This window comes from Flaviflexus equikiangi, from assembly GCF_014069875.1.
Lineage (GTDB): Bacteria > Actinomycetota > Actinomycetes > Actinomycetales > Actinomycetaceae > Flaviflexus > Flaviflexus equikiangi.
Genome location: NZ_CP059676.1, coordinates 1,707,120 through 1,733,992, shown reverse-complemented (window position 1 = coordinate 1,733,992; position 26,873 = coordinate 1,707,120). Strand labels below are relative to the sequence as shown.

At 63.6% G+C, this 26,873-nt stretch carries 18 protein-coding genes and 2 tRNA genes; 18 read left to right on the top strand and 2 right to left on the bottom strand.

Features of this window, described 5'->3' with window-relative positions; translation table 11 throughout:
- Positions 1-376: 376 nt before the first annotated feature.
- The 12 genes from H2O75_RS08075 (at position 377) to cimA (ending at position 17,900) form a co-directional block, all read left to right on the top strand.
- Positions 377-3,541: an HtaA domain-containing protein gene (locus tag H2O75_RS08075; protein WP_182170639.1), complete on the top strand. Its 3,165-nt coding sequence runs from the start codon at positions 377-379 to the stop codon at positions 3,539-3,541.
- A 63-nt stretch (positions 3,542-3,604) separates the two neighbouring features.
- Positions 3,605-4,705, top strand: a complete 1,101-nt coding sequence (locus H2O75_RS08070; protein ID WP_182170636.1) for a heme/hemin ABC transporter substrate-binding protein — start codon at positions 3,605-3,607, stop codon at positions 4,703-4,705.
- A complete protein-coding gene (locus tag H2O75_RS08065; protein WP_259365231.1) occupies positions 4,702-5,799 on the top strand; it encodes a FecCD family ABC transporter permease in 1,098 nt (365 codons plus the stop codon). The genes H2O75_RS08070 and H2O75_RS08065 overlap by 4 nt, the downstream gene beginning before the upstream one ends.
- Positions 5,796-6,572, top strand: a complete 777-nt coding sequence (locus H2O75_RS08060; RefSeq protein WP_182170633.1) for a heme ABC transporter ATP-binding protein — start codon at positions 5,796-5,798, stop codon at positions 6,570-6,572. Before H2O75_RS08065 ends, H2O75_RS08060 begins: the two co-directional genes overlap by 4 nt.
- 101 nt (positions 6,573-6,673) lie before the next feature.
- On the top strand, positions 6,674-8,512 hold the full coding sequence (gene ilvD, locus H2O75_RS08055) for a dihydroxy-acid dehydratase (protein WP_182170630.1): 1,839 nt from the start codon (positions 6,674-6,676) through the stop codon (positions 8,510-8,512).
- 134 nt (positions 8,513-8,646) lie between these two features.
- Positions 8,647-10,248, top strand: coding sequence for an aspartate:alanine exchanger family transporter (locus tag H2O75_RS08050; RefSeq protein WP_182170627.1), 1,602 nt, complete (start codon positions 8,647-8,649; stop codon positions 10,246-10,248).
- Between the two features lie 302 nt (positions 10,249-10,550).
- The gene (locus tag H2O75_RS08045; protein WP_182170621.1) at positions 10,551-12,374 is read left to right on the top strand and encodes an acetolactate synthase large subunit; all 1,824 of its coding nucleotides are present in this window, start codon (positions 10,551-10,553) and stop codon (positions 12,372-12,374) included.
- A 9-nt stretch (positions 12,375-12,383) separates the two neighbouring features.
- Entirely contained in the window at positions 12,384-12,914 is a 531-nt protein-coding gene (ilvN, locus tag H2O75_RS08040) for an acetolactate synthase small subunit (RefSeq protein WP_182170618.1), read from the top strand.
- A gap of 19 nt (positions 12,915-12,933) precedes the next feature.
- Positions 12,934-13,959 (top strand): ketol-acid reductoisomerase, encoded by a 1,026-nt coding sequence (gene ilvC, locus H2O75_RS08035; protein ID WP_182170615.1) that lies wholly within the window; start codon positions 12,934-12,936, stop codon positions 13,957-13,959.
- Between the two features lie 137 nt (positions 13,960-14,096).
- Complete coding sequence (locus tag H2O75_RS08030) at positions 14,097-15,149, top strand: 3-isopropylmalate dehydrogenase (RefSeq protein WP_182170612.1); 1,053 nt, start codon at positions 14,097-14,099, stop codon at positions 15,147-15,149.
- A 19-nt stretch (positions 15,150-15,168) separates the two neighbouring features.
- On the top strand, positions 15,169-16,305 hold the full coding sequence (locus H2O75_RS08025) for a branched-chain amino acid aminotransferase (protein ID WP_182170608.1): 1,137 nt from the start codon (positions 15,169-15,171) through the stop codon (positions 16,303-16,305).
- Positions 16,302-17,900 (top strand): citramalate synthase, encoded by a 1,599-nt coding sequence (gene cimA, locus H2O75_RS08020; RefSeq protein ID WP_182170605.1) that lies wholly within the window; start codon positions 16,302-16,304, stop codon positions 17,898-17,900. Before H2O75_RS08025 ends, cimA begins: the two co-directional genes overlap by 4 nt.
- A 29-nt stretch (positions 17,901-17,929) precedes the next feature.
- Here cimA and H2O75_RS08015 read toward each other — a convergent pair whose 3' ends face one another.
- The gene (locus H2O75_RS08015) at positions 17,930-18,601 is read right to left on the bottom strand and encodes a YggS family pyridoxal phosphate-dependent enzyme (RefSeq protein ID WP_182170601.1); all 672 of its coding nucleotides are present in this window, start codon (positions 18,599-18,601) and stop codon (positions 17,930-17,932) included.
- Positions 18,594-21,269 (bottom strand): DEAD/DEAH box helicase, encoded by a 2,676-nt coding sequence (locus H2O75_RS08010; RefSeq protein WP_310650315.1) that lies wholly within the window; start codon positions 21,267-21,269, stop codon positions 18,594-18,596. Before H2O75_RS08010 ends, H2O75_RS08015 begins: the two co-directional genes overlap by 8 nt.
- Positions 21,270-21,395: 126 nt before the next feature.
- On the opposite strand from H2O75_RS08010, the gene H2O75_RS08005 reads away from it, so the two are divergent.
- From H2O75_RS08005 to H2O75_RS07980, 6 genes are all read left to right on the top strand, one after another.
- Positions 21,396-21,467 (top strand) — tRNA-Lys (locus H2O75_RS08005).
- 228 nt (positions 21,468-21,695) lie between these two features.
- Positions 21,696-23,414, top strand: coding sequence for a glycerol-3-phosphate dehydrogenase/oxidase (locus H2O75_RS08000; RefSeq protein ID WP_182170595.1), 1,719 nt, complete (start codon positions 21,696-21,698; stop codon positions 23,412-23,414).
- Between the two features lie 142 nt (positions 23,415-23,556).
- Positions 23,557-24,480 carry an ATP-grasp domain-containing protein gene (locus H2O75_RS07995; protein ID WP_182170592.1) on the top strand — a complete coding sequence of 308 codons (924 nt, stop codon included), beginning with the start codon at positions 23,557-23,559 and terminating at the stop codon, positions 24,478-24,480.
- Complete coding sequence (locus H2O75_RS07990) at positions 24,477-24,815, top strand: hypothetical protein (protein ID WP_182170589.1); 339 nt, start codon at positions 24,477-24,479, stop codon at positions 24,813-24,815. The genes H2O75_RS07995 and H2O75_RS07990 overlap by 4 nt, the downstream gene beginning before the upstream one ends.
- Positions 24,816-24,891: 76 nt before the next feature.
- A tRNA-His gene (locus tag H2O75_RS07985) sits at positions 24,892-24,964 on the top strand.
- Positions 24,965-25,580: 616 nt separating this feature from the next.
- Positions 25,581-26,825 (top strand): IS256 family transposase, encoded by a 1,245-nt coding sequence (locus H2O75_RS07980; protein ID WP_182169453.1) that lies wholly within the window; start codon positions 25,581-25,583, stop codon positions 26,823-26,825.
- The last annotated feature ends 48 nt before the right edge of the window (positions 26,826-26,873 follow it).

Sequence of the window (26,873 nt, the reverse complement as noted above, 5' to 3'; positions counted from 1 at the left end):
TCGGTCATCTGTTCCCCGGGAGTTCGACTGCGCGAGTCGGTCCGATCGGGGAACAGTCGTGCGAGAACACGGCAGCCATCCGTTTGATCTCCACGTCAGAAGCCGCGCCGTTTCCCTCGGTTTCTCACCACCATCCTAAAAATACCTCAGGAAGTATAGTTATGCAGGTTCTATATCGGGGCAGACGGGGATGTGACAGGGTGTCTGATCCTTTTCTTATGGCGTGAATGCAACCTTTTGAGTTGCGCGTTTTCATGACACAGTGTCTGATAATTACGCAACATATGGTTTGCCTAATTCGCTGTTTATGGCATAACGTTGCCTCGTGGCTTCATATTTCCAGCCACCATTGTGATGTGTTGCCGAAAGGAAACCCATGCCCACATCTCTAGCCCGCCGAATCACCTCTGGTGTTTCTGCGGTTGCCGTCGTCGCCGGCAGCTTCATGCTCGCTCCGGTGGCCTTCTCCGATACATCGACCGACGCTTCCACCACCACGATTGTCGCTGGCGACATGGACTGGGGCGTGAAGGCGAGTTTCGTCAACTACATCGGCTCTCCTATTGCCAAGGGCGGCTGGGAGCTCACTGGCGGCGCCGCCAGGGATGGCTCGACATTCAGCTGGCCAGTGATCGCAGGAGGGGAGATCGACGCGGATAACCTATCCGACATCTCCTTCACCGGCGGAGTTCGATTCTATGGACACGACGACGTCCTCGACCTGTCCTTCTCCGATCCGATCGTCTCATTCGCAGGGTCTTCACCAGTGCTCTCGGTCGTCGCCAAGGGGCGCGCATTCGTTGATACGACGACGCAGGGAGAGCTTATCGACTACGGTCGCGTTGATCTAGCGACGCTGTCCGCGCCCACCGTCACCGGGGGTGAGGACGCTCTGGCGCTGTCCTTCGAGACGGTCACGCTCACAGAGTCGGGCGCGGCCGCTTTCGGTGGTTTCTACACGGCCGGCGGCTCGCTGGACCCGATCACGTTGAGCCTCCAGACGGAGACCGTCTCCGAGCCGGTGACGCCCGAGTGCGGCCCGGATGCCGCACCGTCGGACCTGTCGGCGATCCCCGGTTATATGTCCTGGGGCCTGAAGTCGTCCTTCCTCGGCTATCTGCTGAGCGAGCGAGGGGGCGGCACTCTCAATGGATGCGACGGTGCCTGGGGGACAGACCTGTTCAACTACTCGCTCCAGGCGGGGACTCAGTTCGATCCCGAGAATCCCACGGCACTGAACTTCGAGGGGAACCTCAACCTTTACGCACACAATGGCGGACTCAATCTTAACTTCTCCAGCCCTGTACTGACCTTCACCGGCAGTGACACAGCGGTTCTCTCCCTCAGCGCAGACGGCACGGTCGGTGGAATGGCAGGCGGCTGGTACGACACTCCCGCGATCTTCGACGACTTCGCGCGGCTCTCCGATGTGAAGATCGTGACCAACGATGATGGGTCCGTGACGATCAGCTCAGACTCGGTCACAGCAGGCGTGGGCACTCAGATGGTTCTCGGTTCCTACCCTGAGGGCACCGCACTCGATCCGATGAGCGTGACCGTGAACGCCGGTTCCGTTGCGCCTTCCGCGCCGGTCTGCGGCCCGGACTCCGCTCCAGCCGATCTCGATGCACTGCCCGGTTACATGGGGTGGGGTCTGAAGTCGTCGTTCCTCGGATACCTCCTCAGCCCCGCCGGTGGCGGCACGCTCTCAGGCTGCGACGGTGCGTGGGGCACAAGCATCCTCAACTACACGCTTGACGGCGATGCGAAGTTCGACACGGAGAACCCGGGGTCCCTCCAGTTTGTCGGAAACCTCAACCTCAACGGGCACGGAGGCGTTCTCGATATTGATTTCGCAAACCCCGTCCTCGAGTTCACGGCTCCGACCGATGCTGTCCTCTCGCTGACAGCCTCCGGTTCCCTGCGCGGGGCAGAGGGCGGCTGGTCAGATGAGGCAGTCCTCGTCGAGGACTTCGCACGGCTCTCCGATATCTCCATTGTCGAGAATGAGAATGGCTCTGTCTCGATCACGTCGGAGACGGTGACAGCAGGCAACGGCACATCGTATGTTCTCGGAACGTACCCCGCCGGCACTGCCCTCGATCCGATGTCCGTGACCGTCAACGAATCGGCCATCGCAGCCGACCCGGTGGATCCTGTCGATCCGGTCGATCCTGTTGATCCGGTGGATCCTGTCGATCCGGTCGATCCTGTTGATCCGGTGGATCCTCCTGCGGTCGGCGCCGGTGCTCTTGACTGGCGCGTCAAGGACAGCTTCCTCAACTACCTCAAGAGCCCTGTTGCGGGCGGCGGATGGTCGACGTCAGACGGCGCATCAGGCACCTTCCGGTTCCCGCTCGCGGATGGTCAAGACCTCGACGTCGACAGCCTCTCGACGGTCTCGTTCGACGGGAAGGTCGATTTCACGGGCCACGATGGAGCCCTGCGGATCATCATGTCGAAGCCGACGATCGTCAAATCCGGCAGCTCGTGGAAGCTGACAGCCGTCATGGCATCGAGAAGCTTGACATCGACAGACGCTCCGGGCGTTGTTCCGGCGGCGAAGCGGGTCACTCTTGCCGATCTGTCCGCACCTCGGACGAGCACGACGAAGGGCGTGACCACCCTCAGCTTCGAGACTGTCACACTGACGGCCGAGGGGTCGACCGCGTTCGCGAGCTTCTACTCTGCGGGCGAGAAGCTGGCTCCGATCACGGTCTCCCTGGCAGAGACAGCATCGACGGTGCCTCCCGTCTCGGGCGGCGGTACCGTGACGAAGCCCCCTGTCATCACCACCCCGCCGGTGGCCACTCCGCCCTCGGCAGTCGACACTCCGGCTGCAGGCAACACGGCGACCAGGCCGGTCATCGATCCGACCAAGACTCGTGTGACGAATGGTTCCCTGCAGTGGGGTGTCCGTGAGTCCTTCACGACCTACATCCGATCCGCTGTCGCGGACGGCGGATGGACCACTTCCGGCGGCGTCTCGTGGAACGGCTCGACCTTCGTGTTCCCAGCGACGGGCGGCCTCTACAACACGTCGTCCCGGACGGGAGAGCTTCACTTCGGCGGAACGGTCTCCTTCTCGGGTCACGATGATGTTCTCCAGCTGACAATGTCGAACCCCTCGATCGTGGTCAACGGCAACAATGCCTCCCTCTACCTCACGGTGTCGTCGTCGACGATGGATGGGGTGCGGACGAACCACGGCCGAGTCCAGTTCGCCACCATGACACTGTCGAACGTCCGCTCGTCCAACACTGCGTTGAGCTTCACGACATCCTCCGCTGTCCTCACGGCTGCGGGAGCGAACTCGTTCGCCGGCTTCTACGAGGCCGGAACGGAGCTCTCTCCGATGACGGTATCTGCGAGCTTGACGCCGGCAACCGTGTACGACGAGGAGACGGGTGAGTTGAAGACGTACGACGCCTTCGGCAACCTCGCCTACACCGGCGCCTCCTCCATGGGTCTCGCGCTCGGAGCACTCGTCATGATGATGGCAGGTGTTCTCGCCCTGCGGGTCCGGAGAATCACGGCCTAGAATCTGAGCAGTCGGTGGCCTGCCGGGATGATCCCGGTGGGCCACCACCGACAGAAAGCACCTATGAAAAAGTACTTCGCAGCGGCGTCGATCGTCCTGCTGACCGCCGCGTGCGGAACAGACCTCGATGACAGCGAAACCGTCGCGGACGAGCCGACGGCATCGATCACCGAGCAGTCGCCCGAGCCGGAAGAATCGGTCAGCGAAGCATCGCCCGACCTGCCGGATCCGCGCACGCTGACGGGACTGACGGAGGTTCCGGACCTGAGCGATCCAACCCCGATCGAGGGCGACTTCCCGCAGTCGCTCCCGGTGACGGTCACGGATCATGAAGACAACGAGGTGACGATCACCGACACGTCGCGGATTCTCGCACTCGACCTGTCAGGTTCGCTGTCTCGGACAGTCATCGCTCTCGGCTACGGCGATTCCATCGTCGGCCGCTCCATCTCCTCGACCGAGGCGCAGCTCGCAGACGTTCCGATCGTCACCGCGCAGGGACACTCGCTCAACGCAGAGGCGATCCTCAACCTCAGGCCCACGCTCGTCATCGCGGACCGCACGATCGGCCCGCCCGAGGTTCTGGCACAACTCAGTGCGTCCGGAATACCCGTTGTCTTCACGGATCCGGAACACACGATGGAGACGAACTCTGCCCGGATCCAGGCGGTTGCCGACATTCTTGGTGTCCCAGAGGCGGGAGAAGCCCTCGTCGACCGGACGGAGAGCGAGATCGACGAGGCGATCGCGGAGATCTCGGCCTGGGTGCCCGAGGATCCGTTGAGCGTCGCGTTCCTCTACGTCCGCGGCACGGCAGGCGTGTTCTTCATCTTCGGTTCCGACAACGGAACCTCCGCTCTCATCGAGAGCATCGGCGCGCGTGATATCGCCTCCGAGAAGGGCATCCTCGGCACCGTCCCAGCCAATGCGGAATCCCTCCTCCTGCTCAACCCTGATGTGATCTTCACGATGACGGACGGGCTCGAGTCGACGGACGGCCTGGACGGCCTGCTGTCTCGCCCGGGGATGGCGGACACGACGGCTGGGAAGAACGAGCGAGTGATCGCTATCCCGGACGGGATGTCGCTCTCCTTCGGGCCCCAGACGGGTGAAGTCCTCATCGCAGTCGCGAAGGCGCTCTACGGAGTCGACGAAGCATCGTGAGCGTCACCGAGCTGAAAGCGGAGCAGTCGATCCTCGACGCGGCACAGAACGGCCTCGACAGGCGCCGCAGGCGCCGCATCATCACGTTCGCCGTCGTCTCGATCGCGCTCGTCGTCCTCATCATCCTCTCGAGTGCGATCGGTCAGTACTCGCTCGCGCCCGCGGACGTCGTCCAGGGAATCCTTGCACGTTTCGGACTGGCGGAACCGCTCGCGGACCCGCTCGACACGGGGACGCTGTGGAACATTCGTCTGCCCCGCATCGCCCTCGGCGTGCTCGTCGGGGCGGCTCTCGCCGTGGCGGGCGCCGTCATGCAGGCCGTGTTCTCCAATCCGCTCGCCGAACCGGGAATCATCGGGGTCTCCTCCGGGGCCGCCGTGGGAGCTTCGACCGCGATCGTGTTCTTCCCGTTCGCTCTCGGAGGCTTCGCAGTCCCCGCGGCCGCATTCGCGACAGGACTTCTCGCGGCGTTCGCGGTCTACGTCCTGTCCCTGCACGACGGGAAGACAGAACCCCTGACTCTTGTTCTGACGGGTATCGCGATCACGGCCGTCTGCACGGCCCTGACGTCGATTGCGACGTATATCGCGCCGAGCACTGCCCGCGACCAGATCGTGTTCTGGCAGATGGGTTCCCTCAACGCGGCGAACTGGAACCAGGTGGGGATCGTCGGCATCGTCGTGACGATCGCCCTGGTGTGGGCGCTCGCGATCTCCCGCAGGCTCGATATTCTTGCCCTGGGGGAGAAGGCGGCACAGCATGTGGGCGTGAACGTCCAGCTGCTCCGCGGTTCGGCGATCGTGCTCGCAACGCTCCTCACGGCGGCGGCAGTCTCGTACGCTGGCGTCATCGCCTTCGTCGGCCTGATCGTTCCGCACATCATGCGCCTCGCCCTCGGGCCCCTCAACCGCTATCTCATCCCAGCATCCCTGCTTGGCGGGGCCGTTCTCATCACTGGCTCAGACCTTGTCGCCCGCACAATCGTCAACTTCCAAGATCTGCCCATCGGTATCTTCACGGCCCTGGTGGGCGGGCCTGTGTTCTTCTTCCTGCTTCGCAGGAATCTGCACGGCGGACGAAGGAGGGCCTCGTGACGGTCCGGGCACAAGGAATATCGTTCTCGTACGGTTCGAGCCAGATCTTGACCGACGTCAATCTCGACATCGAGCCGGGTATGGTGGTGGGGCTTCTCGGGCCGAACGGCACCGGCAAGTCGACACTGCTCGGCGTTCTCACGGGTGACCTCGAGCCGAACAGCGGCGAGGTTCTTCTCGATGGTCGAAACATTGCCTCCTATAGCAGGAAGATGCTGGCCAGGACGCGGGCGGTCATGCCGCAGAGCAGCGACTTCCCCTTCTCCTATCTCGTCCGCGACATCGTCGCCATGGGCAGGGCCAGCTGGGATACGGGGGACGTGGAGAACGACGCATTGGTCGATGCGGCCATGGCACGCGCCGACGTGGCATCCATGCAGGACCGTGACATCACGAGCCTGTCCGGAGGTGAGGCCGCCCGGGTGACATTGGCACGCGTCCTCGCGCAGGACTCATCGATCGTGTTCCTTGACGAACCGACGGCAGCACTCGACGTCTCCCATCAGGAGCGGACGATGGCGACATGTGCGGAGCTTGCGGACGAGGGGAAGACAGTCGTTGCCGTCATGCACGACATTCAGCTCGCCGCCGCCTACTGCGATCTCATCGCGCTCATGCATCGCGGGTGGATCGTCGACTACGGCCCGCCTCGGGAGGTCCTGACCTCCGAACGGTTGAGCGAGATCTATCAGTGGCCGATACGAGTCCTCACGCTCGACGATGGCGAGCTCGCCGTCATTCCGGCGCGAACAGCCCGTGCAGGCCGCCGCTGATCACCGGCTCATTCCCCGTGGCGTCCGTCTCGCTTCGTGACCGACATATTCACCCAGATTCACGGTAGTCGTAGAGTGAGTGACACGACTTAGGAGTTATCATGCCAGTTTTGCGTTCGGCCACCTCTACGCAGGGCCGTAATTTTGCCGGTGCTCGTGCCCTGTGGCGGGCTACGGGTATGGGGGATGGCGACTTCGGCAAGCCGATTATTGCTGTCGCCAACTCCTTCACCCAGTTCGTGCCCGGCCACGTCCACCTCAAAGACATGGGTCAGCTCGTCATCAAGGCCATTGAGGAGGCCGGCGGTGTGGGCAAGGAGTTCAACACGATCGCGGTCGATGATGGTATTGCCATGGGTCACGATGGCATGCTCTACTCCCTCCCGTCTCGGGAGATCATCGCGGACTCCGTCGAATACATGGTGAACGCGCATACGGCCGATGCTCTCGTCTGCATCTCGAACTGCGACAAGATCACGCCCGGCATGCTCATGGCCGCCATGCGGCTCAACATTCCCGTCATCTTCGTCTCGGGCGGTCCGATGGAGGCGGGGAAGGCCATCGAGGGCGTCATCGACCATCCCGTCAACCTGGTCGATGCGATGTCGGGGGCCGCGGACGAATCGATCTCGGATGATGACCTGGCTCAGATCGAGTCCGCAGCCTGCCCCACGTGCGGCTCCTGCTCGGGCATGTTCACCGCGAACTCGATGAACTGTCTGACGGAAGCGCTCGGGCTGTCCCTTCCGGGCAACGGTTCCACGCTTGCCACGCATGTCGCACGCAAGGGCCTCTTCCTCGAGGCCGGCCGCCGCATCGTCGACCTGGCACGGCGCTACTACGACGACGATGACGAATCTGTCCTGCCGCGCAACATCGCGACGAGGAAGGCGTTCTTCAACGCGATGAGCCTCGACGTCGCCATGGGCGGATCGACGAACACGATCCTCCACATTCTCGCCACCGCCATCGAAGGCGATATCGACTTCACGCTTGCCGACATCGACAGCCTGTCGAGGAAGGTGCCCTGCCTCGCGAAGGTTGCCCCCAACCATCCCAGCTATCACATGGAGGACGTCCATCGTGCCGGCGGGATCCCCGCAATCCTCGGCGAACTGAACCGGGCGGGCCTCCTCGAGACCGACGTCCACTCGGTCCACTCCGATGACCTGCAGGGCTGGCTCGATCGGTGGGACATTCGCAGCGGCAAGGCCGCTCCCGAGGCCATCGAGCTGTTCAAGGCCGCCCCCGGAGGCGTTCGCACCACGCAGGCCTTCTCCCAGGCCAACGAGTGGGCAGAGCTCGACACGGACGATGCTCATGGCTGCATCCACTCCGTCGAGAACGCCTACACGGCCGACGGTGGTTTGGCAGTCCTCTTCGGCAACATCGCAGAAGAAGGCGCCGTCATCAAGACCGCAGGCATCGACGAAGAGCTGTTCCACTTCGAGGGGAGAGCGCGTGTCGTCGACTCGCAGGAAGACGCGATCGAGCTGATCCTCTCGAAAGCCGTCGTTCCCGGCGATGTCGTCGTCATCCGCTACGAGGGCCCCAAGGGAGGGCCCGGCATGCAGGAGATGCTGTACCCGACCTCCTTCCTCAAGGGCCTCGGCCTCGGCAAGACCTGTGCCCTCATCACCGATGGCAGATTCTCGGGAGGCACCTCCGGCATCTCCATCGGCCACATCTCTCCCGAAGCGGCGGCGGGAGGCGCGATCGGCCTCATCGAGGAGGGGGACAGGATCGTCCTCGACGTCCCCACCCGCAGGCTCGATCTCCTCGTCGATGACGAGACTCTCGCCGCGCGGCGCGCCGCGAAGGGCGCCACGCCGTGGCGTCCCGAGAAGGAACGCCCCCGCAAGGTCTCGAAAGCCCTCAAGGCGTATGCGATGCTGGCGCGATCGGCCACCTATGGCGGCGTGCGGAGCCTCGACGACTAGCGTCCGCTGACAGGGCAGGGGAGGTGAGTATCTCACCTCCCCTTTCCTCACCCCGGGACCACTGCCCCACCAATTCGGACACGGTGAGGGAGATACTGATGGAACGAATCATTACCAAGGGGTGTTGGAAACACATGAGTGATATTTTTACTTTCCTCGCCGAGCAGCCAGTCATGCTGGCCTTCCTGCTCGTCGGCGGCGGAATGGCCCTGGGGCGCCTCAAAGTCAAGGGTGTGGGTCTCGGAGCGGCCGCGGTCCTCTTCCTCGCCATCGCCGTCGCAGCCTGGTCGACAGCTGAAGGCATCGACCTCGCCATCCCCCACATCGTGGGCACGCTGGGTCTCGTCATCTTCGCCTTCGCCATCGGCAACAACGCCGGCGGCACGTTCTTCAAGTCCCTCAAGCAGGCGACGGGCCCGATCATCACCATGGTCCTGCTCTTCATCCTGGCCGCCGTGTCCGCCTACCTCGTCGGCACGTACGTGTTCGACATGGACATCGCCCTCATCGCAGGCACCTTCGCAGGTGCCGTGACGAACACCCCGGCGCTCGCGGCCGCGGGTGAGTCCTCGGGCGATCCCGGTACCGCCACTGTCGGCTATGCGGTTGCCTACCTGTTCGGCGTGATCGGCATGATCATCGCCGCGAACCTGGCCCTTCGCAAAGCACATCTCGACACGGATACGCCCTCTCCGGTTACCCACCAGAACGTGCGGGTCGACAGGACTGACCTGCCGACCGTGGGCGGGGTTCTCGCAGAGATCGGCACCGTTGTCGAGTTCTCGCGCCTGCGCAGGGGAGAAGAGGGCCCGATCTGGATCCCCAGCTCTTCGGAGAAACTTCACGAGGGCGATCTCGTGACGATCGTCGGCGACGACGAGGCCGTCCGCAGCGTCATCAGCGCGCTCGGCCACGCCTCGTCCCACTCGCTGCGAGCAGATCGGCGGATGCTGGACTTCCGCCGCATCACAGTCTCGGAACCCAATCATGTTGGCAAGACGGTCGGCGAACTCGACGAGATCCTGGCCGAACGCTGGGGTGCGAAGATCTCCCGCGTGCGCCGCGCCGACCAGGACATGCTGGCATTGCCCTCGATGATGGTGGAGATGGGGGACAGGGTCCGCGTGGTCGGGCCCACCCTCAAGCTCAAGGAGATCTCCAGCTGGTTGGGTGACTCGTCGAAGGGCCTGACCGATATCAATCCCGTGGCACTCGGCCTGGGGCTCGGCTTCGGTATCCTGCTCGGCTCCATCGAGATCCCGATGCCGGGGGGCGGAAGCTTCTCCCTGGGTGCCGCGGCGGGTGTGCTGATCGTCGGGCTTGTCATGGGCCGCCTGGGACGGATCGGCAACGTTGTCACGGCCCTGCCCAATACGGCTAATGCGGTGATGTCCGAACTCGGTCTCCTGCTCTTCCTCGCCCAGGCAGGGACCAATGCCGGGGGTCAGATCGGCACCGCATTCAGCGGCGACGAATGGTGGAAGATCCTGCTGCTCGGCATCCTCATCACCTCGATCATGGCGGGTGGCCTCTATGTCGCGATGAAGAGCATCTTCAAGATGGGAGGGACGCGCTTGTCGGGCTTGCTGGGCGGTGCGCAGACGCAACCCGCGGTCCTGGCTTTCGCAAACGGTCGGACGGGAGCCGATCCGCGCGTGGCGCTCGGATATGCGCTGGTCTATCCAGTCGCCATGATCACGAAGATCCTCGTCGCCCACATTCTCGGCGGCATGTGACATCACGTCTCACGATCCCCGGACGAGTCTTCGTCCGGGGATCTTCTTTCCCCGCCATAGCAACGAAAAGCCGTGTTCCTATGCACCTGAGAGTGTTTCACTGGTTAAGACGGGGCGCCAATATTTGAGATTTAGGACTTTTGACTTGCTCCGATGGGAGGGCCCGGGCTACTCTGTCTCACATGGGAATGATCAACGTAGTAGCTCGGCGCGCCACATCGGCCTGCTGAGGATGTGTTGCGCGCCCCCTGTTCCGACGCAGGGGGCTTTTTCATTGCCTGACCGATCCACGAGGAGGAACCATGGGGAAACCTTCATCCCCGGCCACGCTTGTCGAGGCCAGCGCTATCAGGGCGAAGAGTGACGGTGTGATCCGCGAGAAGTCGACGGGCGCCCGATCTATCATCCGATCATTGGAAGAGCTGGGCGTCGATACAGTATTCGGCCTTCCCGGCGGGGCTATTCTCCCCACGTACGATCCGCTTCTCGACTCCGTATCGGTCCGCCACATCCTTGTCCGCCACGAGCAGGGAGCCGGCCATGCGGCCGAGGGCTATGCTCATGCGACCGGCAAGGTCGGGGTCTGCATCGCCACCTCGGGCCCGGGTGCCACGAACCTGACGACGGCCGTCCTCGACGCCTACATGGACTCCGTCCCCATGCTCTGCATCACCGGCCAGGTCGGTGCCGCGATGATCGGCACGGACGCGTTCCAAGAGGCAGACATTGTCGGCATCACCATGCCGATCTCCAAGCACTCCTTCCTCGTGACGGACGCGAAGGACATCCCCGCCCGGATCGCCGAAGCCTACGAGCTGGCCCAGACGGGCCGTCCCGGCCCGGTGATCGTCGATATCGCGAAGTCCGCCCAGAACGCCGAGTGCGACTTCGTGTGGCCGCCCACCCGTGACCTTCCCGGATATCGACCGGTGACGAAGCCGAACGCGCGCCAGGTACGAGAGGCTGCCCGCCTTATCGCAACCGCGAAGCGTCCCGTGTTCTATGTGGGCGGCGGTGTCATTCGGGCCGGTGCGGCGGAGCAGCTCCGCGAGCTCGTCGCGCTCACCGGGATCCCCGCGGTGACGACGCTCAACGCGATCGGCTCGCTCTCGACGAAGGATCCCCACAATTTGGGCATGCCGGGCATGCACGGCACGGTGGCCGCGGTGGATGCTCTCCAGCGCTCCGACCTCCTCATCACCCTCGGGGCCCGCTTCGACGATCGCGTGACGGGAGCGCTGGAGTCGTTCGCGCCCCACGCGAAGGTCATCCACGCCGACATCGATCCTGCCGAGATCGGCAAGAATCGTCATGCCGATGTGCCGATCGTCGGCGATGTCGCCGAGACGATTCTCGAGCTGATCGAGGAGATGCCGGGAGCATACCGCCAGTACGACAGGCGCGACATCAGCGAATGGTGGGCTCGTCTCAACCGGATGAGGGAGACCTACCCGCTGGGGTGGACCCCGACCGAGGACGGCTACATGGCGCCGCAGTACGTGATCGAGCAGCTCGGTCAGATTGCGGGCCCGGACGCTATCTACGTCTCCGGCGTCGGCCAGCACCAGATGTGGGCCTCCCAGTTCCTCAATTTCGATAACCCGCGGACGTGGATCAACTCCGGTGGTGCGGGCACGATGGGATTGGCCGTCCCGGCCGCCATGGGTGCGAAGGTGGCCTGCCCGGACAAGGTCGTGTGGGCGATCGATGGCGACGGCTGCTTCCAGATGACGAACCAGGAACTGGCGACATGCGCGATCAACGACATCCCGATCAAGGTCGCGATCATCAACAACTCGTCTCTCGGGATGGTGCGCCAGTGGCAGACCCTGTTCTACAGCGGACGCTACTCCAACACCGATCTCGACACGGGTCACGGAACCCGTCGTATCCCCGATTTCGTCAAGCTGTCAGAGGCCTACGGATGTGTGGCGCTTCGGTGCGAACGTCCGGAGGACGTGGCCGACACGATCAGGCAGGCGATGGAGATCAACGATCGTCCGGTCGTCATCGACTTCCAGGTCTCCGCGGACGCCATGGTGTGGCCGATGGTGGCGGCAGGGGTCTCGAACGACGAAATTCAATACGCTCGGGATATTGCTCCCGACTGGGCTGACGAAGACTAGAGGGAATCCATGAACACTCGACATACGCTTTCGGTTCTCGTCGAGAACAAGCCCGGCGTGCTGACTCGCGTCACCGCACTGTTTGCTCGTCGTGCCTTCAACATCCATTCGGTGGCGGTGGGCCCCACGGAAGATCCGGAGATCTCCCGTATCACCCTCGTCGTCGATGCTGCGGACGCGCCCCTCGAGCAGGTGACGAAGCAGCTCAACAAACTCGTCAACGTCATCAAGATCGTTGCCCTCGAACCCGACACGTCGGTGCAGCGGGAGCTGCTCCTCGTCAAGGTGGCGGCAACGGACGAGAACAGAACCTCGGTCCTTCAGCTCGTCGAGCTCTTCCGCGCCCATGTCGTCGACGTGGTCCCGGATGCTGTGACGATCGAGGCGACCGGATCTGCCGGTAAGGTGGAGGCGCTGCTGACGGCGCTGGCTCCGTACGGTATTAAAGAAATTGTCCAATCGGGTGCGGTCGCGATCTCTCGCGGCCCGCGCTCCCTATCTGAACGTGCGAGCGCCGAACGTGCGCTCCGCCGCGCCTGACAACTCAAGGAGAAACACTGTGGCAGAAATTTTCTATGACGATGACGCCGATCTCTCGATCATCCAGTCCAAGAAGGTCGCCGTTATCGGCTACGGCTCCCAGGGTCATGCGCATGCGCTGAACCTGCGCGATTCCGGTGTCGACGTCGTCGTGGGCCTGCGCGAGGGCTCGTCCTCGATTGCCAAGGCACAGGAACAGGGCCTCGCAACCGCGACGGTCGACGTCGCTGTCAAGGATGCTGACGTCATCATGATCCTGGCACCGGATCAGCACCAGCGCACGATCTACTCGGAGCTGATCGAGCCGAACATGAAGGAAGGCGCAGCCCTCTTCTTCGCGCACGGCTTCAACATCCGCTACAACTACATCAAGCCCTCAGCTGACCATGACGTGTGCATGGTCGCCCCCAAGGGCCCCGGCCACACGGTTCGCCGCCAGTACGTCGAAGGCCGCGGTGTCCCCGATATCGTTGCCATCGAGCAGGATGCGTCGGGTCAGGCCTGGGATCTCGCACTGTCCTACGCGAAGGCGATCGGTGGAACCCGCGCGGGCGTCATCAAGACGACCTTCACGGAGGAGACCGAGACCGACCTCTTCGGTGAGCAGACGGTTCTCTGCGGCGGCGTCTCCCAGCTCATCCAGTACGGCTTCGAGGTTCTCGTCGAGGCCGGCTACCAGCCCGAGATCGCCTACTTCGAGGTTCTCCACGAGCTCAAGCTCATCGTCGACCTCATCAACGAGGGCGGTCTCACCAAGCAGCGCTGGTCGATCTCGGACACGGCCGAATACGGCGACTACGTGTCGGGCCCCCGCGTGATCTCCCCGAACGTCAAGGACAACATGAAGGACGTTCTCGACGACATCCAGACGGGTGCGTTCGCGGAGCGCTTCATCTCCGATCAGGACAAGGGCGGACCCGAGTTCCAGGAGCTGCGCAAGCGCGGCGAAGGCCACGAGATCGAGAAGGTCGGCGCTGAACTGCGCAAGATGTTCTCGTGGAAGTCGGTCGACGAGGACTACTCGGACGGCCACGCAGGCAGGTGACTGAGTGGGTGCCCCGGTTGCGGCCGGGGCACCCGTCTGAGCAACCCTCCCGCGCTTGATGGGAATACTGCCACCGTGCATGGACCGAATGGTGACATGGCGATTTCACCATGTGGACTGAACGCTAGGATTAGAACATGACTCACAACATGAAACTTGCCGTCATCCCCGGTGACGGAATCGGTCCCGAGGTCGTCGCGGAAGGGCTCAAAGCACTCCACGCGGCACTGCGCGGAGACGTCACCGTCGACGAAACCCATTTCGATCTCGGAGCTGCGCGCTGGCACCGCACCGGGGAGGTCCTCCCCGAGAGCGAACTCGAGCAGATCAAGCAGCACGACGCGATCTTGCTCGGAGCAGTCGGCGATCCCTCCCTCCCATCCGGAATCCTCGAGCGCGGCCTTCTCCTCAAGCTCCGCTTCGACCTCGACCATTACGTGAACCTGCGCCCCTCGAAGTACTACCGGGGTGTCCCCACCCCCCTCGCCGATCCCGGCGACATCGATTTCGTCGTCGTCCGCGAAGGAACCGAAGGCCTGTACGCCGGCAACGGCGGGGCTGTACGAGTCGATACGCCCCACGAGATCGCGACCGAAGTATCGGTCAACACGGCCTACGGTGTGGAACGAGTCGTCCGGTATGCCTTCGATCTCGCCATGCGGCGCGACCAGCGTCTGACCCTCGTCCACAAGCACAACGTACTCGTGAACGCCGGCCACCTGTGGCGCCGCACCGTCGACCGCGTCGGCGCTGAATACCCGGATGTCACCGTGGACTACCTCCACGTGGACGCCGCAACGATCTTCCTCGTCACAGACCCGGCCCGTTTCGACGTCATCGTCACCGACAACCTGTTCGGGGACATCCTCACGGACGAGGCCGGTGCCATCACCGGCGGGATCGGCCTGGCCGCCTCCGGAAACATCAACCCCACCGGCGCGTTCCCCTCGATGTTCGAACCCGTCCACGGCTCTGCCCCCGATATTGCGGGCCAGCAGAAGGCCGACCCCATCGCCACCATCTCCTCCGTGGCTCTCATGCTCCGCCACCTGGGCTACGATGAGGCCGCAGCCCGCATCGAATCCGCGGTGGATGGGGACATGGAGGCACGCGCCGATGCGGTGGAGGCAGGGGCGCCTCTCGTCCGCTCCACCAGCGAGATTGGCGACGCGGTCGTCGCCAGGATCTAGTCAAGGAAGAAGAAAGATCATGCAGGTTTCTGCACTCGAGCAGGCCGCGGCGCTGCCGCTGCCCACCGCCGACGAGGTTGCGAACAGGTGGGATATCCACCCCAACCCCAACCCGGCCTCCCCGGAACATCGGGAGGATGTGTTCAACCGTCTCAGCTTCGGCGTCGACTTCACGGATCACATGGCGCATGCTGTGTACGAGACCGGCAAGGGATGGCATTCGAAGACGATCGAGCCCTACGGCCCGCTCACGCTCGACCCTGCCTCCGCAGTCCTGCACTACGGGCAGGAGATCTTCGAGGGCCTCAAAGCCTACCGCCACGACGACGGGTCGATATGGACGTTCAGGCCGAGCTATAACGCGCACAGGCTCAACGCCTCCGCCCACCGTCTCGCGATACCGGAGCTGCCGGTCGAGGACTTCCTCGCCTCCATCGTCGGCCTCGTGCGCACCGATGCGGAGTGGGTGCCATCGGCGCCGGGATCATCGCTCTACCTGCGCCCCTTCACGATCGCGACGGAGCCGTTCCTCGGGGTGCGCTCCGCACGCCGCTTCGACTACCTCTGCATCGCATCCCCATCGGGCCCTTATTTCGTCAACGGCTTCCAGCCCATCTCCATCTGGGTCTCACCCGACTACCACCGGGCGGGCCCAGGGGGCACCGGTGCGGCGAAGTGCGGAGGAAACTATGCGTCCTCCCTCGTCCCCAAGCTCGAAGCTCACGATGAGGGGTTCGACGAGGTCTGCTTCCTCGATGCCGTCAACAACGAGAACATCGACGAGCTGGGCGGCATGAACGTCTTCGTCGTCTACGAGGACGGATCCGTCTCCACCCCGGCGCTGACGGGGAACATTCTCGAGGGCGGCACTCGCGGCGCCATCCTCCGCCTGCTCCGGGACAGAGCGGTGACGGTGCGCGAGGAGACCATTCGCTTGGAGGACCTCATCTCCGACATCGAGTCGGGGCGCGTGGCCGAGGTGTTCGCCTGCGGCACTGCCGCTGTCGTCACTCCCATCGGCCGCATCGCAGGCCCCGGCTTCGACGTGAGGGTTGATGGGACGACCGTGACGAAGTCGATCTACGACCAGGTGACGGCCATCCAGCTCGGACACGAGCCGGACCCGTACCACTGGACCTACAAGCTGTCCGCATGAGCAGCGATCTCGTCGTCTATGACACGACCCTGCGCGACGGTGCCCAGCAGGAGGGCATGAACCTGTCCGTCGCGGACAAGCTCACCCTTCTCCCTCTGCTCGAGGACTATGGGGCTGACATCATCGAGGGCGGCTGGCCGGGAGCCATCCCGAGAGACACGGAGTTCTTCCGTATGGCCACCGCGGAGGGTACGCTGACGCGGGCCCGCCTCGCGGCATTCGGCTCGACACGGAAGGCGAATGTCGATGTCGGCGATGATCAGCAGGTGCAGGCGCTGCTCGATTCGCAGGCGCCGATCATCACGCTTGTCGCGAAGTCCGATGTGCGCCACGTCCACAAGGCGCTGCGGACAACGGAAGAAGAGAACCTGGCCATGGTCGAGGACACCGTGGCCTATCTCCTCTCCCATGGCCGGGAGGTCATGGTCGATCTCGAGCACTTCTTCGACGGTGCCGTGGTGGACCGGGACTACACCTTTTCGGTGGCCGAGACGGCGGTCCGTGCCGGCGCCAGCACCATCATTCCGTGCGACACGAACGGTGGTTCGCTGCCGGGCGAGGTCCAGTCCAGGGTTGCGGAGCTCATCGACCACCTGGCCGAACGCGGACTGTCGGCCACGATCGGCATTCATGCCCACAATGATGGTGAGCTCGCGGTCGCGAATACTCTTGCGGCTGTCGCTGCGGGAGCATCCCACATCCAGGGCACCGTCAACGGCTACGGGGAGCGCACCGGCAACGCGAACATCCTGACGGCGATCGCGAACCTGCAGCTCAAAACAGATCGGAAAGTTGTGACTGAACAGCAGCTTGCCGAGCACACTCACATCTCCCACGCCGTGGCAGAGATCGTCAATATCGCACCCTACGGTCGTCAGCCCTATACGGGAGTGTCCGCGTTCGCCCACAAGGCGGGCCTCCACGCCTCTGCCATCCGAGTCGATGCTGACCTCTACCAGCACATCGATCCTGCCCGTGTCGGCAACGACATGCGCATGATCGTGTCTGACATGGCGGGGAGGGCGTCGATCGAGCTGAAGGCCCGCGAGGTCGGCCTGGATCTGTCCCAGCGACCGGATGTCCTCTCCGAGGTGACGAAGCGGATCAAGCAGGCGGAGGCACAGGGCTATACGTACGATGCGACGGATGCGTCTGTCGAGCTCCTCATCCGGGAGATCGCGACGGGCGAAAGAATGTCGTTCTTCGAGATCGAATCGTGGTCGACCCACCTCTCGGGAAGCTCGTCCGAGTCGAACGTCGCCGAGGCGGTCGTCAAGGTCAGGACGGGCCGTGGTCGTGCTGTGACGGTCGGTGAGGGCGTTGGCCCTGTCGATGCTCTCGACCAGGCGCTTCGCGGGGCCCTGGCCCCGGTCTATCCGGAGCTGGACGTGTGCGAGCTGACGGACTTCAAGGTTCGTATTCTCGACGCATCGGCCGCCACGCGCGCGACGACCCGGGTCATCATCTCCATGTCGTCACCTCACGGATCGTGGGCGACGGTCGGCGTGGGACGCGATGTCATCGACGCCTCGTGGGAAGCATTGACAGACGGGTATGCCTACGGGCTGTTCAAGGCTGGCGTTCCGAAGCGATGACGGGCGGCGGGCGGAGGCCCGCCAACCGGTCACGCGGGCCGTTCTCCGAACACCTGCCGACCGACCCTGATCATGGTCGAGCCCTCGTCCACGGCGATCTGCCAGTCATTGCTCATCCCCATCGAGAGTTCACGGCAGTCGTGTCCCTCCGCGCGTAGCTGATCGGAGAGCTTGTGGATTGTGGCGAACGATGCTCGCACGGCGGCAATGTCGTCCGTGTTCGCGCCGATCGTCATGAGGCCGGTGAGGGTAAGTCCGGGGAGTGCCCGAATCTGGTCCGCGAGAGCTGGTACGTCTGCCGGATCCAGGCCGAACTGGGACTGTGCGCCGGAGGAGTTCACCTGGATCATGATGCCGCGTTCGAGCGACAGGTCACGGCAGACCGTTGAGAGTCGGCGTGCGGTCTTCAGCGAGTCGACCGTCTGGATCGTGCCGGCATAGGTGACCGCGGCGCGTGCCTTGTTCGATTGGACGTGCCCGATGACATGCGTATCGTGCGGGGGTGCCGCGAGCTCCGCGAGGGCCTCCTCCGAGCTCGAGAGCTGCTGGATGATGTTGTGGCCGAGCAGGGTCGCCCCGGCCATGAGAGCCTCAAGAACAGCCTGCGGGGGCTGGTGCTTGACGGCGAGGAGAACCCGTGTCCGCCCGCCGGACGCCATGCGCACGCTCTCCTCGAGGGCGCGGTAGCGATCCCTAATCATTGACCGCTCCGATCCGGATCAGCTGCGCGACGAGCTCGTCGGTGCGTGCACTCTCCTTGAGGTCGACCACGGCGACGATCTCCGTGTCCCTTGACTCCTCACCATCGTCGAGCACCTGCCGTACGAGCCACATCGAGCCCTCGGCAGCATCGTGGGCCCTCTCGTCATCCAGCCCCACGTCGAGAAAGTCCGCCGCTGTGGGGGACTCGACGAAGGTCACGAAGTGGGCGCCTCGAGAGTTCGTATCAGCACCGAGCCACTCATGCGTCTCGAAGTAGTCGTCGAGGAAGTCATTCCACCGCTCAGCATCGAGCGGTTCCGGCTGTTCCATGAACACGGGAGTGGACATGTGTGCCAGGCGTTCTGGATCTTCATCGGCTGCGGCTTCGACGTAGCGCCACAGCCAGTTCCTCACCCGCGTGCGGAATGCGTGACGATTCGCGGTGATGGGAACCGTGCCATCAGCTCGCGCGCCGAAGGCGAGCTCTGTTCCGCCCTGGGGGATGGTCGTATGCTCCATGATCTCGGCGTCGTCGAGGACACCGTCCGCGAGCGCCTCCCATTCTGCGATGAGGGAGGAGTCGACGGAGCGGACGAGCTCTCCCAGCCAGGTGATGATGTCGGACAGCTCATCCGTCAGAGCATCGGCGGGAACGATCTGGCGCAGCGCCTTGTACGTGTCGGTGAGATAGCGCAGGACAATGCCCTCGCTGCGCGCCGCATCGTAGCGCGAGATGAGATCGGAGAACGTCATCGAGTGCTCGACCATGTGCCGCACGACGGACTTGGGGGAGAGCTCGTACTCGGACACCCAGGGGTTGGTCTGGCGATACATCTCGAGCGCTGGTGTCAGCAGCTCGGCGAGCGGGGTCGGCCACGTGATCTCGTCGAGACGCACCATCCGCTCATTGTATTCGAGGCCCTCCGCCTTCATGGCGCTCATGGCTCGGTCGCGTTCCTGCCTGCGCTGGGCCATGAGTATGGGACGCGGGTCTTCCTGCACAGCCTCGATGATGGAGACGACATCGAGAGCATACTCGGGGGAGTCGCGGTTGAGGAGGTCGAGCGCGGCGAGCGCGAAGGGGGACAGGGGTGCGTTGAGCGCGAAATCATCGGGAACCTCCCGGGCGAGTTCGATGGCGGGCCGGTTCGGATGGTCGGCACGCCAGTCGCGATCGTGGTGGATGATGACGCCGGCGGCCCGCAGCGACACATAGATCTCGACTGCCTTGCGCAGAAGCGGATTCGACGCTTTCTTCGGTTCGTAGTTGTCGGTCAGGAGACGGTAGATCGTGGCGACAGGATCGCCCGGGCGGTCGAGGAGCTGAAGCATCATCGCGTGGGAGATCCTCATGCGGGATTCGAGCGTCTCGGGCTGGGCGGCGATCAGGCGCTCGAACGTGGAACGCGTCCAGTTCACCTGGCCCTCGGGCGGCTTCTTCTTCACGTACTTCTTCTTGCGTTCAGCGGCTTTCGCCTCCGCCTTCGCATTGTCGATCTCGTGTTCTGGGGCCTGGACGACGACGTCCCCAGTCGTGTCGAAGCCTGCCCGCCCCGCGCGGCCTGCGATCTGGTGGAACTCGCGTGCCGTGAGCTGCCTCTGCTTCTCGCCGTCGAACTTGGCGAGGGAAGTCAGGAGGACGGTGCGGATCGGGACGTTGATGCCCACCCCGAGGGTGTCCGTCCCGCAGATCACGCGCAGCAGTCCCTGTTGGGCGAGACGTTCGACGAGGCGCCGGTAGCGGGGGAGCATGCCGGCGTGGTGCACGCCGATGCCGGAGCGGAGCAGCTTCGAGAGAACAGCGCCGAAACCGGGACCGAACCGGAAGTCGCCGATCTCGTCCGCGATCGCGGCCTTCTGCTCTTTCGTCGAGATTGCAACAGACTGCAGTTCGGTTGCGGCAGATACTGCCGCGAGCTGGGAGAAGTGGACGATATAGACCGGCGCGCGATGGGTCGTCACGAGCTCCTTGATCGTCTCGGACACCGGTTCCAGAGAATAGTGGTAGGACAGGGGGACGGGACGTTCCGCGTTGTCGATGATTGACACGGAGCGTCCGGTGCGCGTGCTCAGGTCGGTGACGAATGCGGACGTGTCGCCGAGAGTGGCAGACAGCAGAACGTGCTGCGTCTTGGTCAGTTCGAGGAGAGGCACCTGCCATGCCCACCCGCGGTCCGGCTCCGAGAAGAAGTGGAACTCGTCCGCGATGACAACCCCTGCATCGGCTCCAGCTCCTTCGCGCAGTGCAACGTTCGCAAGGATCTCAGCCGTACAGCAGATGATCGGGGCGTCGGCGTTGATCGTCGAATCTCCCGTCACCATGCCCACGTTCGCCGCCCCGAACAGGCCGATGAGATCGAAGAACTTCTCCGACACGAGCGCTTTGAGAGGCGCCGTGTAGTAGCCGCTCCTGCCCTCTGCCAGCGCCACGAACAGCGCCGCCATCGCGATCATGGACTTCCCCGACCCGGTCGGCGTCGACACGATGAGATGATCGCCCTCGAGGGCCGCGAGCAGCGCCTCGTCCTGGTGCGGGTAGAGACCCTTCCCGGTGGATTCCACCCACGCGTGGAAAGCGTCATAGACATCGTCCGCCGGCGGATTGTCGCCGAAGCGATCGGCAAGGTCGTCGAGGGCATCGTTCAAAGGCGCACGGGATTCAATCACCCCTTCAGAGTGCCACATCGCCCAGACCTATCGCGGGCAAACCCCCACTGTGCACGAGTTCACAGCCGCAGGAGGGCCTTCGAATTTGTGTCAATCCTGAACACCGCGTATCGTTATTTCTTGCGCGCACCGCTAGCTCAATGGTAGAGCAACTGACTCTTAATCAGTGGGTTCAGGGTTCGAGTCCCTGGCGGTGTACAAATGAAGATCCCGGCTCCGGCCGGGATCTTTGCTTTTCCCGGCTGGATACTTGTCGATCATGACAGCCTCTCCTCCTGCTCCCGCGCGTCGGGTCCATGGCATCACGAACTGACGTAACCCACGACACCATCAGCCTGCACATTCGTGCGCGGCTATTGACCGAAAGTGCAGACGGGGGCATTCTGGACAAACCGCACATCCTGTTCGGACACATCTTGGGAGGAAATGGTGAAGACCGCACTGACGCGTGAATCACGACAGAACGCACTGGAGGCAATGGCAGACGAGGAGCTCGACGTTCTCGTCATCGGCGGGGGAGTGACCGGGGCCGGGGTTGCGCTCGATGCCACGACCCGTGGCCTCAAAACCGGAATCATCGACATGAGGGACTGGGCCTCGGGAACCTCACAATGGTCCTCCAAGCTCGTCCACGGCGGACTGCGCTACCTCTATCAGCTGGACTTCCCGCTCGTCGCGGAGGCCCTCCGTGAGCGGGGCACCCTGCTCACGACAACAGCGCCCCACCTCGTCTCCGCACAGCCCTTCCTGTGGCCCCTCAAACAGCGTGTCATCGAACGCGCCTACTCCGCAGTCGGCGTCGGCATGTACGACGCGCTTGCGATGATCGGCGGGAAATCAGTCCCGATCCAGAAGCACTATGGGCACAAGGGCGTCATGGAGCTGGTGCCCAGCCTCGACCCCACAACATTGATCGGCGGCATCAGGTTCTTCGACGCTCGGGTGGATGATGCTCGACTCGTCATCGACCTCGTGCGCACCGCTCAGGGCTATGGCGCGCTCGCGGCATCCCGCGCCCAGGCGACCGAGTTCATCACGGAAGGCAACGCGGTCGTCGGGGCAGTGGTGACCGACCTCGAGACCGGTGACAGGATCACCGTGCGCGCCAAGCACATCATCGGCGCAACGGGCGTGTGGACAGAGGAGACGGAATCTCTCGGAGGCTCCGACGGCGGGCTCAAGGTTCTCGCCTCCAAGGGCATCCATATCGTCGTCCCCAAGGACAGGATCGAGGGGCAGACGGGAGTCTTCCTACGCACCGAGAAGTCCGTTCTCTTCATCATCCCCTGGGAGCGCTACTGGGTGATCGGCACGACCGACACGACGTGGCACGAGCAGCGGGACGCCCCCGTCGCAACCTCCCGCGATATCGACTACGTGCTCGAGCAGGCGAACTCGGTCCTGGCAGACAAGCTGACTCGAGACGACATCATCGGCACATACGCGGGTCTGCGTCCGCTGCTCCAGCCCGGCACCAAGGGCTCGGGAGAGTCGACCAAGGTGTCGCGCGAACACACGGTCACGTCCCCGCAGCCGGGACTCACCGTCATCGCCGGCGGCAAGCTGACAACGTACAGGCAGATGGCAGAGGATGCGGTCGACCATGTCCTCGGAGCGAAAGCCGCATCCAACCCGTCCGTCACCGCGACGACGCCCCTCGTGGGCGCACACGGCTTCGAGGCGGCCAAGCGTCGCCTGCCCGCGCTCTCGCAGCAGTATCGACTGACGCAGGCGCAAGTCAAGCACCTGTTCTCCCGATACGGGTCGGAACTGCCAGACGTGCTCAGCCTCATCGACAGCGATGAGACGCTGGCACAGCCCCTCGAGCATGCACCGGACTATCTCGCGGCCGAGGTCGTCTTCGCGGTCACCCATGAAGGTGCCCTTCATCTCGAAGACGTTCTCCTCCACCGCATCAGGCTCGACTTCGAACAGCCGGATCGCGGACAGGCGGCTGCTCCCCAGATCGCGGCGATCATGGGTGACCTGCTCGCATGGGACGATGCCACGCGCGAGAACGAGGTCGCGAACTGGACCGCTCAAGCTCAGGCTATCCTCGACGCCCAGCAGCTCACCGACGACGCTGACGCCTCCAAGCGCCGCATCGAAGCAGGCGACATCGTACCCCTTGCAGGCAGGGGATAAGGCGGGTTGCCGATAGGGTTTTGAGCCGCGTGGCGGGGCGTTGCCGAGAAGGCGCGTCCCGCCACGTGTGATTTGGGATATACCGGGGTGCTTTGTCGGATTAGGCGGCCACGTCTGCTCATTTTCGGGTACCGTGGGAAGCGTGTCTGATCCGATAGTGACCCTCGTGACCTCAGCGGCCTTCCCCGAGCTCGATAGCGACGAAGCCGGGCTTCCCGACGCGCTCCGCGCCAGGGGGATGGAGCCGCACATCGCCGTATGGAACGACCCCGACGTTGACTGGTCCAACGCCGGCACGGCGATCGTTCGTAACGTTCGCGACTACGCGAAAGACCCGCAGGGCTTCCTCGCCTGGGCACGCTCGGTACCGCGCCTCCTCAACTCTCCGAGCGTCATGGAATGGAACACGGACAAGCATTACCTCCAGGAGCTGGCCAAGCGCGGCATGCCGACCATCGCCACGACCTGGCTCGAACCGTCCGCGAATCTGTCCCGCAACCAGGTGCACACCCGCTTCCCGGCCGTCGGTGACTTCGTCGTGAAGCCCGCAGTATCATCCGGTGGACGCGGCACGGGACGATACACGTCCACGGACGCGAACTCCCGCATGAGAGCCATCAACGACGCCATGTACCACCTCGAGCGCGGCCGCTCCGTCATGGTGCAGCGATACCACGAGGAAGTTGACCGCTCCGGCGAAGTCTCCCTCATCTACCTGAACGGACTCGCCTCCTACAAGGTCGAGAAGGAGCCGATGCTGCACCCCCGCTTCGAATCGAACGACCAGGTGCACGAAGAAATCGCACACTCCTCGCAGGCGAGCGAGCAGGAGTGGCGATGGGGCGAGAGGATCCGCCAGTCCCTCCACCACTACATCAAGGACTACTGCGGGCGCGACGAACAGCTCCTGTTCAACCGTGTCGACATCGTCCGAGGCGGCCCAGACGATGAGGAGGAGTTCTACGTCATGGAGATCTCCCTCATCGACGGATCGCTCTACCTCAGTGCAGACGAAGACAACCTCAACAAGTTCGCCGACGCAATCGCGGTGCGTGCCTTCTGGTGAGCCGTCTCCTCGGACTCTTCATGGTGCTCGGCCTCGCGGCGTGCGGGGCCGAGACCGGAACGAACGATGATGCCTGCCGAGAAGCAGACGCCGTCATCAACCAGATCAATGATCTTGCGGCAAGCGACGAGCTTACCCCCGAGCAGAAGGACCTGGCACGGCAGTGGGAGTTCCGCCTCGCGGAAGCCGCAGTCCTCGCAACCGATCATGACCTGTCAGTCGCGATCAGAACGCTGGCGGATGTGGCCGGCAATGTCGCAGAAGATCCAGCCAGCACCCCCGCCCGGCAGGAGCTCGACGAAGCGTACGAGAACGTGGCACGACAGTGCGATTGACGCCTACCTCACATCGGCCGAATTCCGGTTTCGCGCAGGAGTTGGGTATAGTTGTGAATCGGCGAACAACGCCATGGTGGCTATAGCTCAGTCGGTAGAGCGCCTGGTTGTGGTCCAGGAGGTCGCGGGTTCAAGCCCCGTTAGCCACCCAGATGGGAGAGGTTCAAACCTAGACGAGAGTACTCACTCTCTGGTTTGAGCCTCTCCTCTTTTTTATTCACGCAGCCCAAGACATTCAGTTGCGCCTCTGTGCAAGAGCGTGAGCCAAAGATCTGCTCATACTCATGACAAGGATCGGCCTCTTTCTCGATGATTCGGTGGACGAGCGGCAGAGAGTCACCAGTATGAGTGAATGGCGCGATTGCGCACACCGTTACTAGTGGCGCAAAGGTCGAGCCCTCTATCGAGGCCTGTTCTGGCTTGCTCACACGCACTTCTAACCCTCATCCAGGAGTTCGGCACTCGAGCGACCGCGGACGTGGGAGCAACCCACCGCCCACTGAGGCGATGTCTCGGAAGCGGCTACGCGAGATCTGGATGGCAGACGTTGCCGACCCTAACTGGCATGGGGCGTTGTTAAACCTGCCGATCATGCGCCTCGCCTGCTGATGCTTCTGTGCCTTTGAGCCGCGTACTTTTGAGTAGTGCCCCTTAGAGTGGTGTAGCCCCCGGGGTGGTCGTGAGCGTCGTTGCTGACGTGGACACGGTCACCGTGGGATCCTTCGAGAAAGCTCTCTACTTCCCACTCGAAAGGACATCGCCACGATGACCGCTCCTCATATTATCGACCCTGCAGGCCTGCTCCGTGAAGCCCTGGCCGAAGCATCCCCGGACTTGATGCGCGATCTGCTGCAGGCCATGATCAACGCCCTGCTTTCAGCAGACGCCGATGCCGTGGTCGGGGCGGAATGGGGCAAGCCCAGCCCCGACCGCCGCACCCAGCGCAACGGCTACCGCCACCGGCCCCTGGACACCCGGGTCGGCACAGTGGATGTTGCTGTCCCAAAACTCAGATCGGGCACATATTTTCCCGACTGGCTGCTCGAGCGCAGAAAACGAGCCGAAACAGCACTGATCACGGTCGTGGCTGACTGCTACCTCGCCGGCGTCAGCACTCGGCGGATGGATAAGCTCGTGAAAACCCTGGGTATTCATTCCCTGTCGAAGTCGCAGGTCTCGCGCATGGCTACTGACCTGGACGAGCACGTGGACCAGTTCCGTCACCGCCCGCTCGATGAGGCCGGCCCGTTCACGTTCGTCGCTGCTGACGCGCTGACCATGAAGGTCCGCGAGGGCGGGCGTGTGATTAACGCGGTCGTCCTCATCGCTACCGGCGTCAATGCCGATGGTAGGCGTGAAGTCCTCGGCCTGCGGGTTGCGACCAGTGAGACCGGGGCGGCATGGAACTCCTTCTTCGCCGACCTCGTCGCACGCGGCCTGACCGGCGTGCGTTTAGTGACTTCTGATGCTCATGCGGGCCTGATCGAGGCGGTCGCAGCGAACCTGCCGGGTGCGTCCTGGCAGCGATGCCGCACGCACTACGCCGCGAACCTGATGAGCGTGTGCCCCAAGAGCTACTGGCCGGCAGTCAAAGCGATGCTGCACTCGGTCTACGACCAGCCCGACGCAGCCAGTGTCCACGCCCAATTCGACCGGCTCTTGGACTACGTCGGCGATAAGCTCCCTGAAGCTCACGATCATCTGGACGGCGCACGTGCCGATATCCTTGCCTTCACCGGTTTCCCGACCGGGGTGTGGGCCCAGATCTGGTCCAACAACCCCAATGAGCGCCTCAACCGCGAGATCCGTCGCCGCACCGATTCGGTGGGGATCTTCCCCAACCGAGAGGCGATCATCCGCCTGGTCGGTGCGGTCCTGGCCGAGCAGACCGATGAATGGGCCGAAGGGCGCCGCTACCTCAGCCTCGACGTTCTCGCCAGAAGCCGCCTCCACATGCTTCCCGAGACCACAGACGAGGTGAGCGACGATCCTCTCGAACTGACCGCCTAACCACTAATTGAAGAACCGAAGGAACACCGGCTACACCACTCAAAGGGA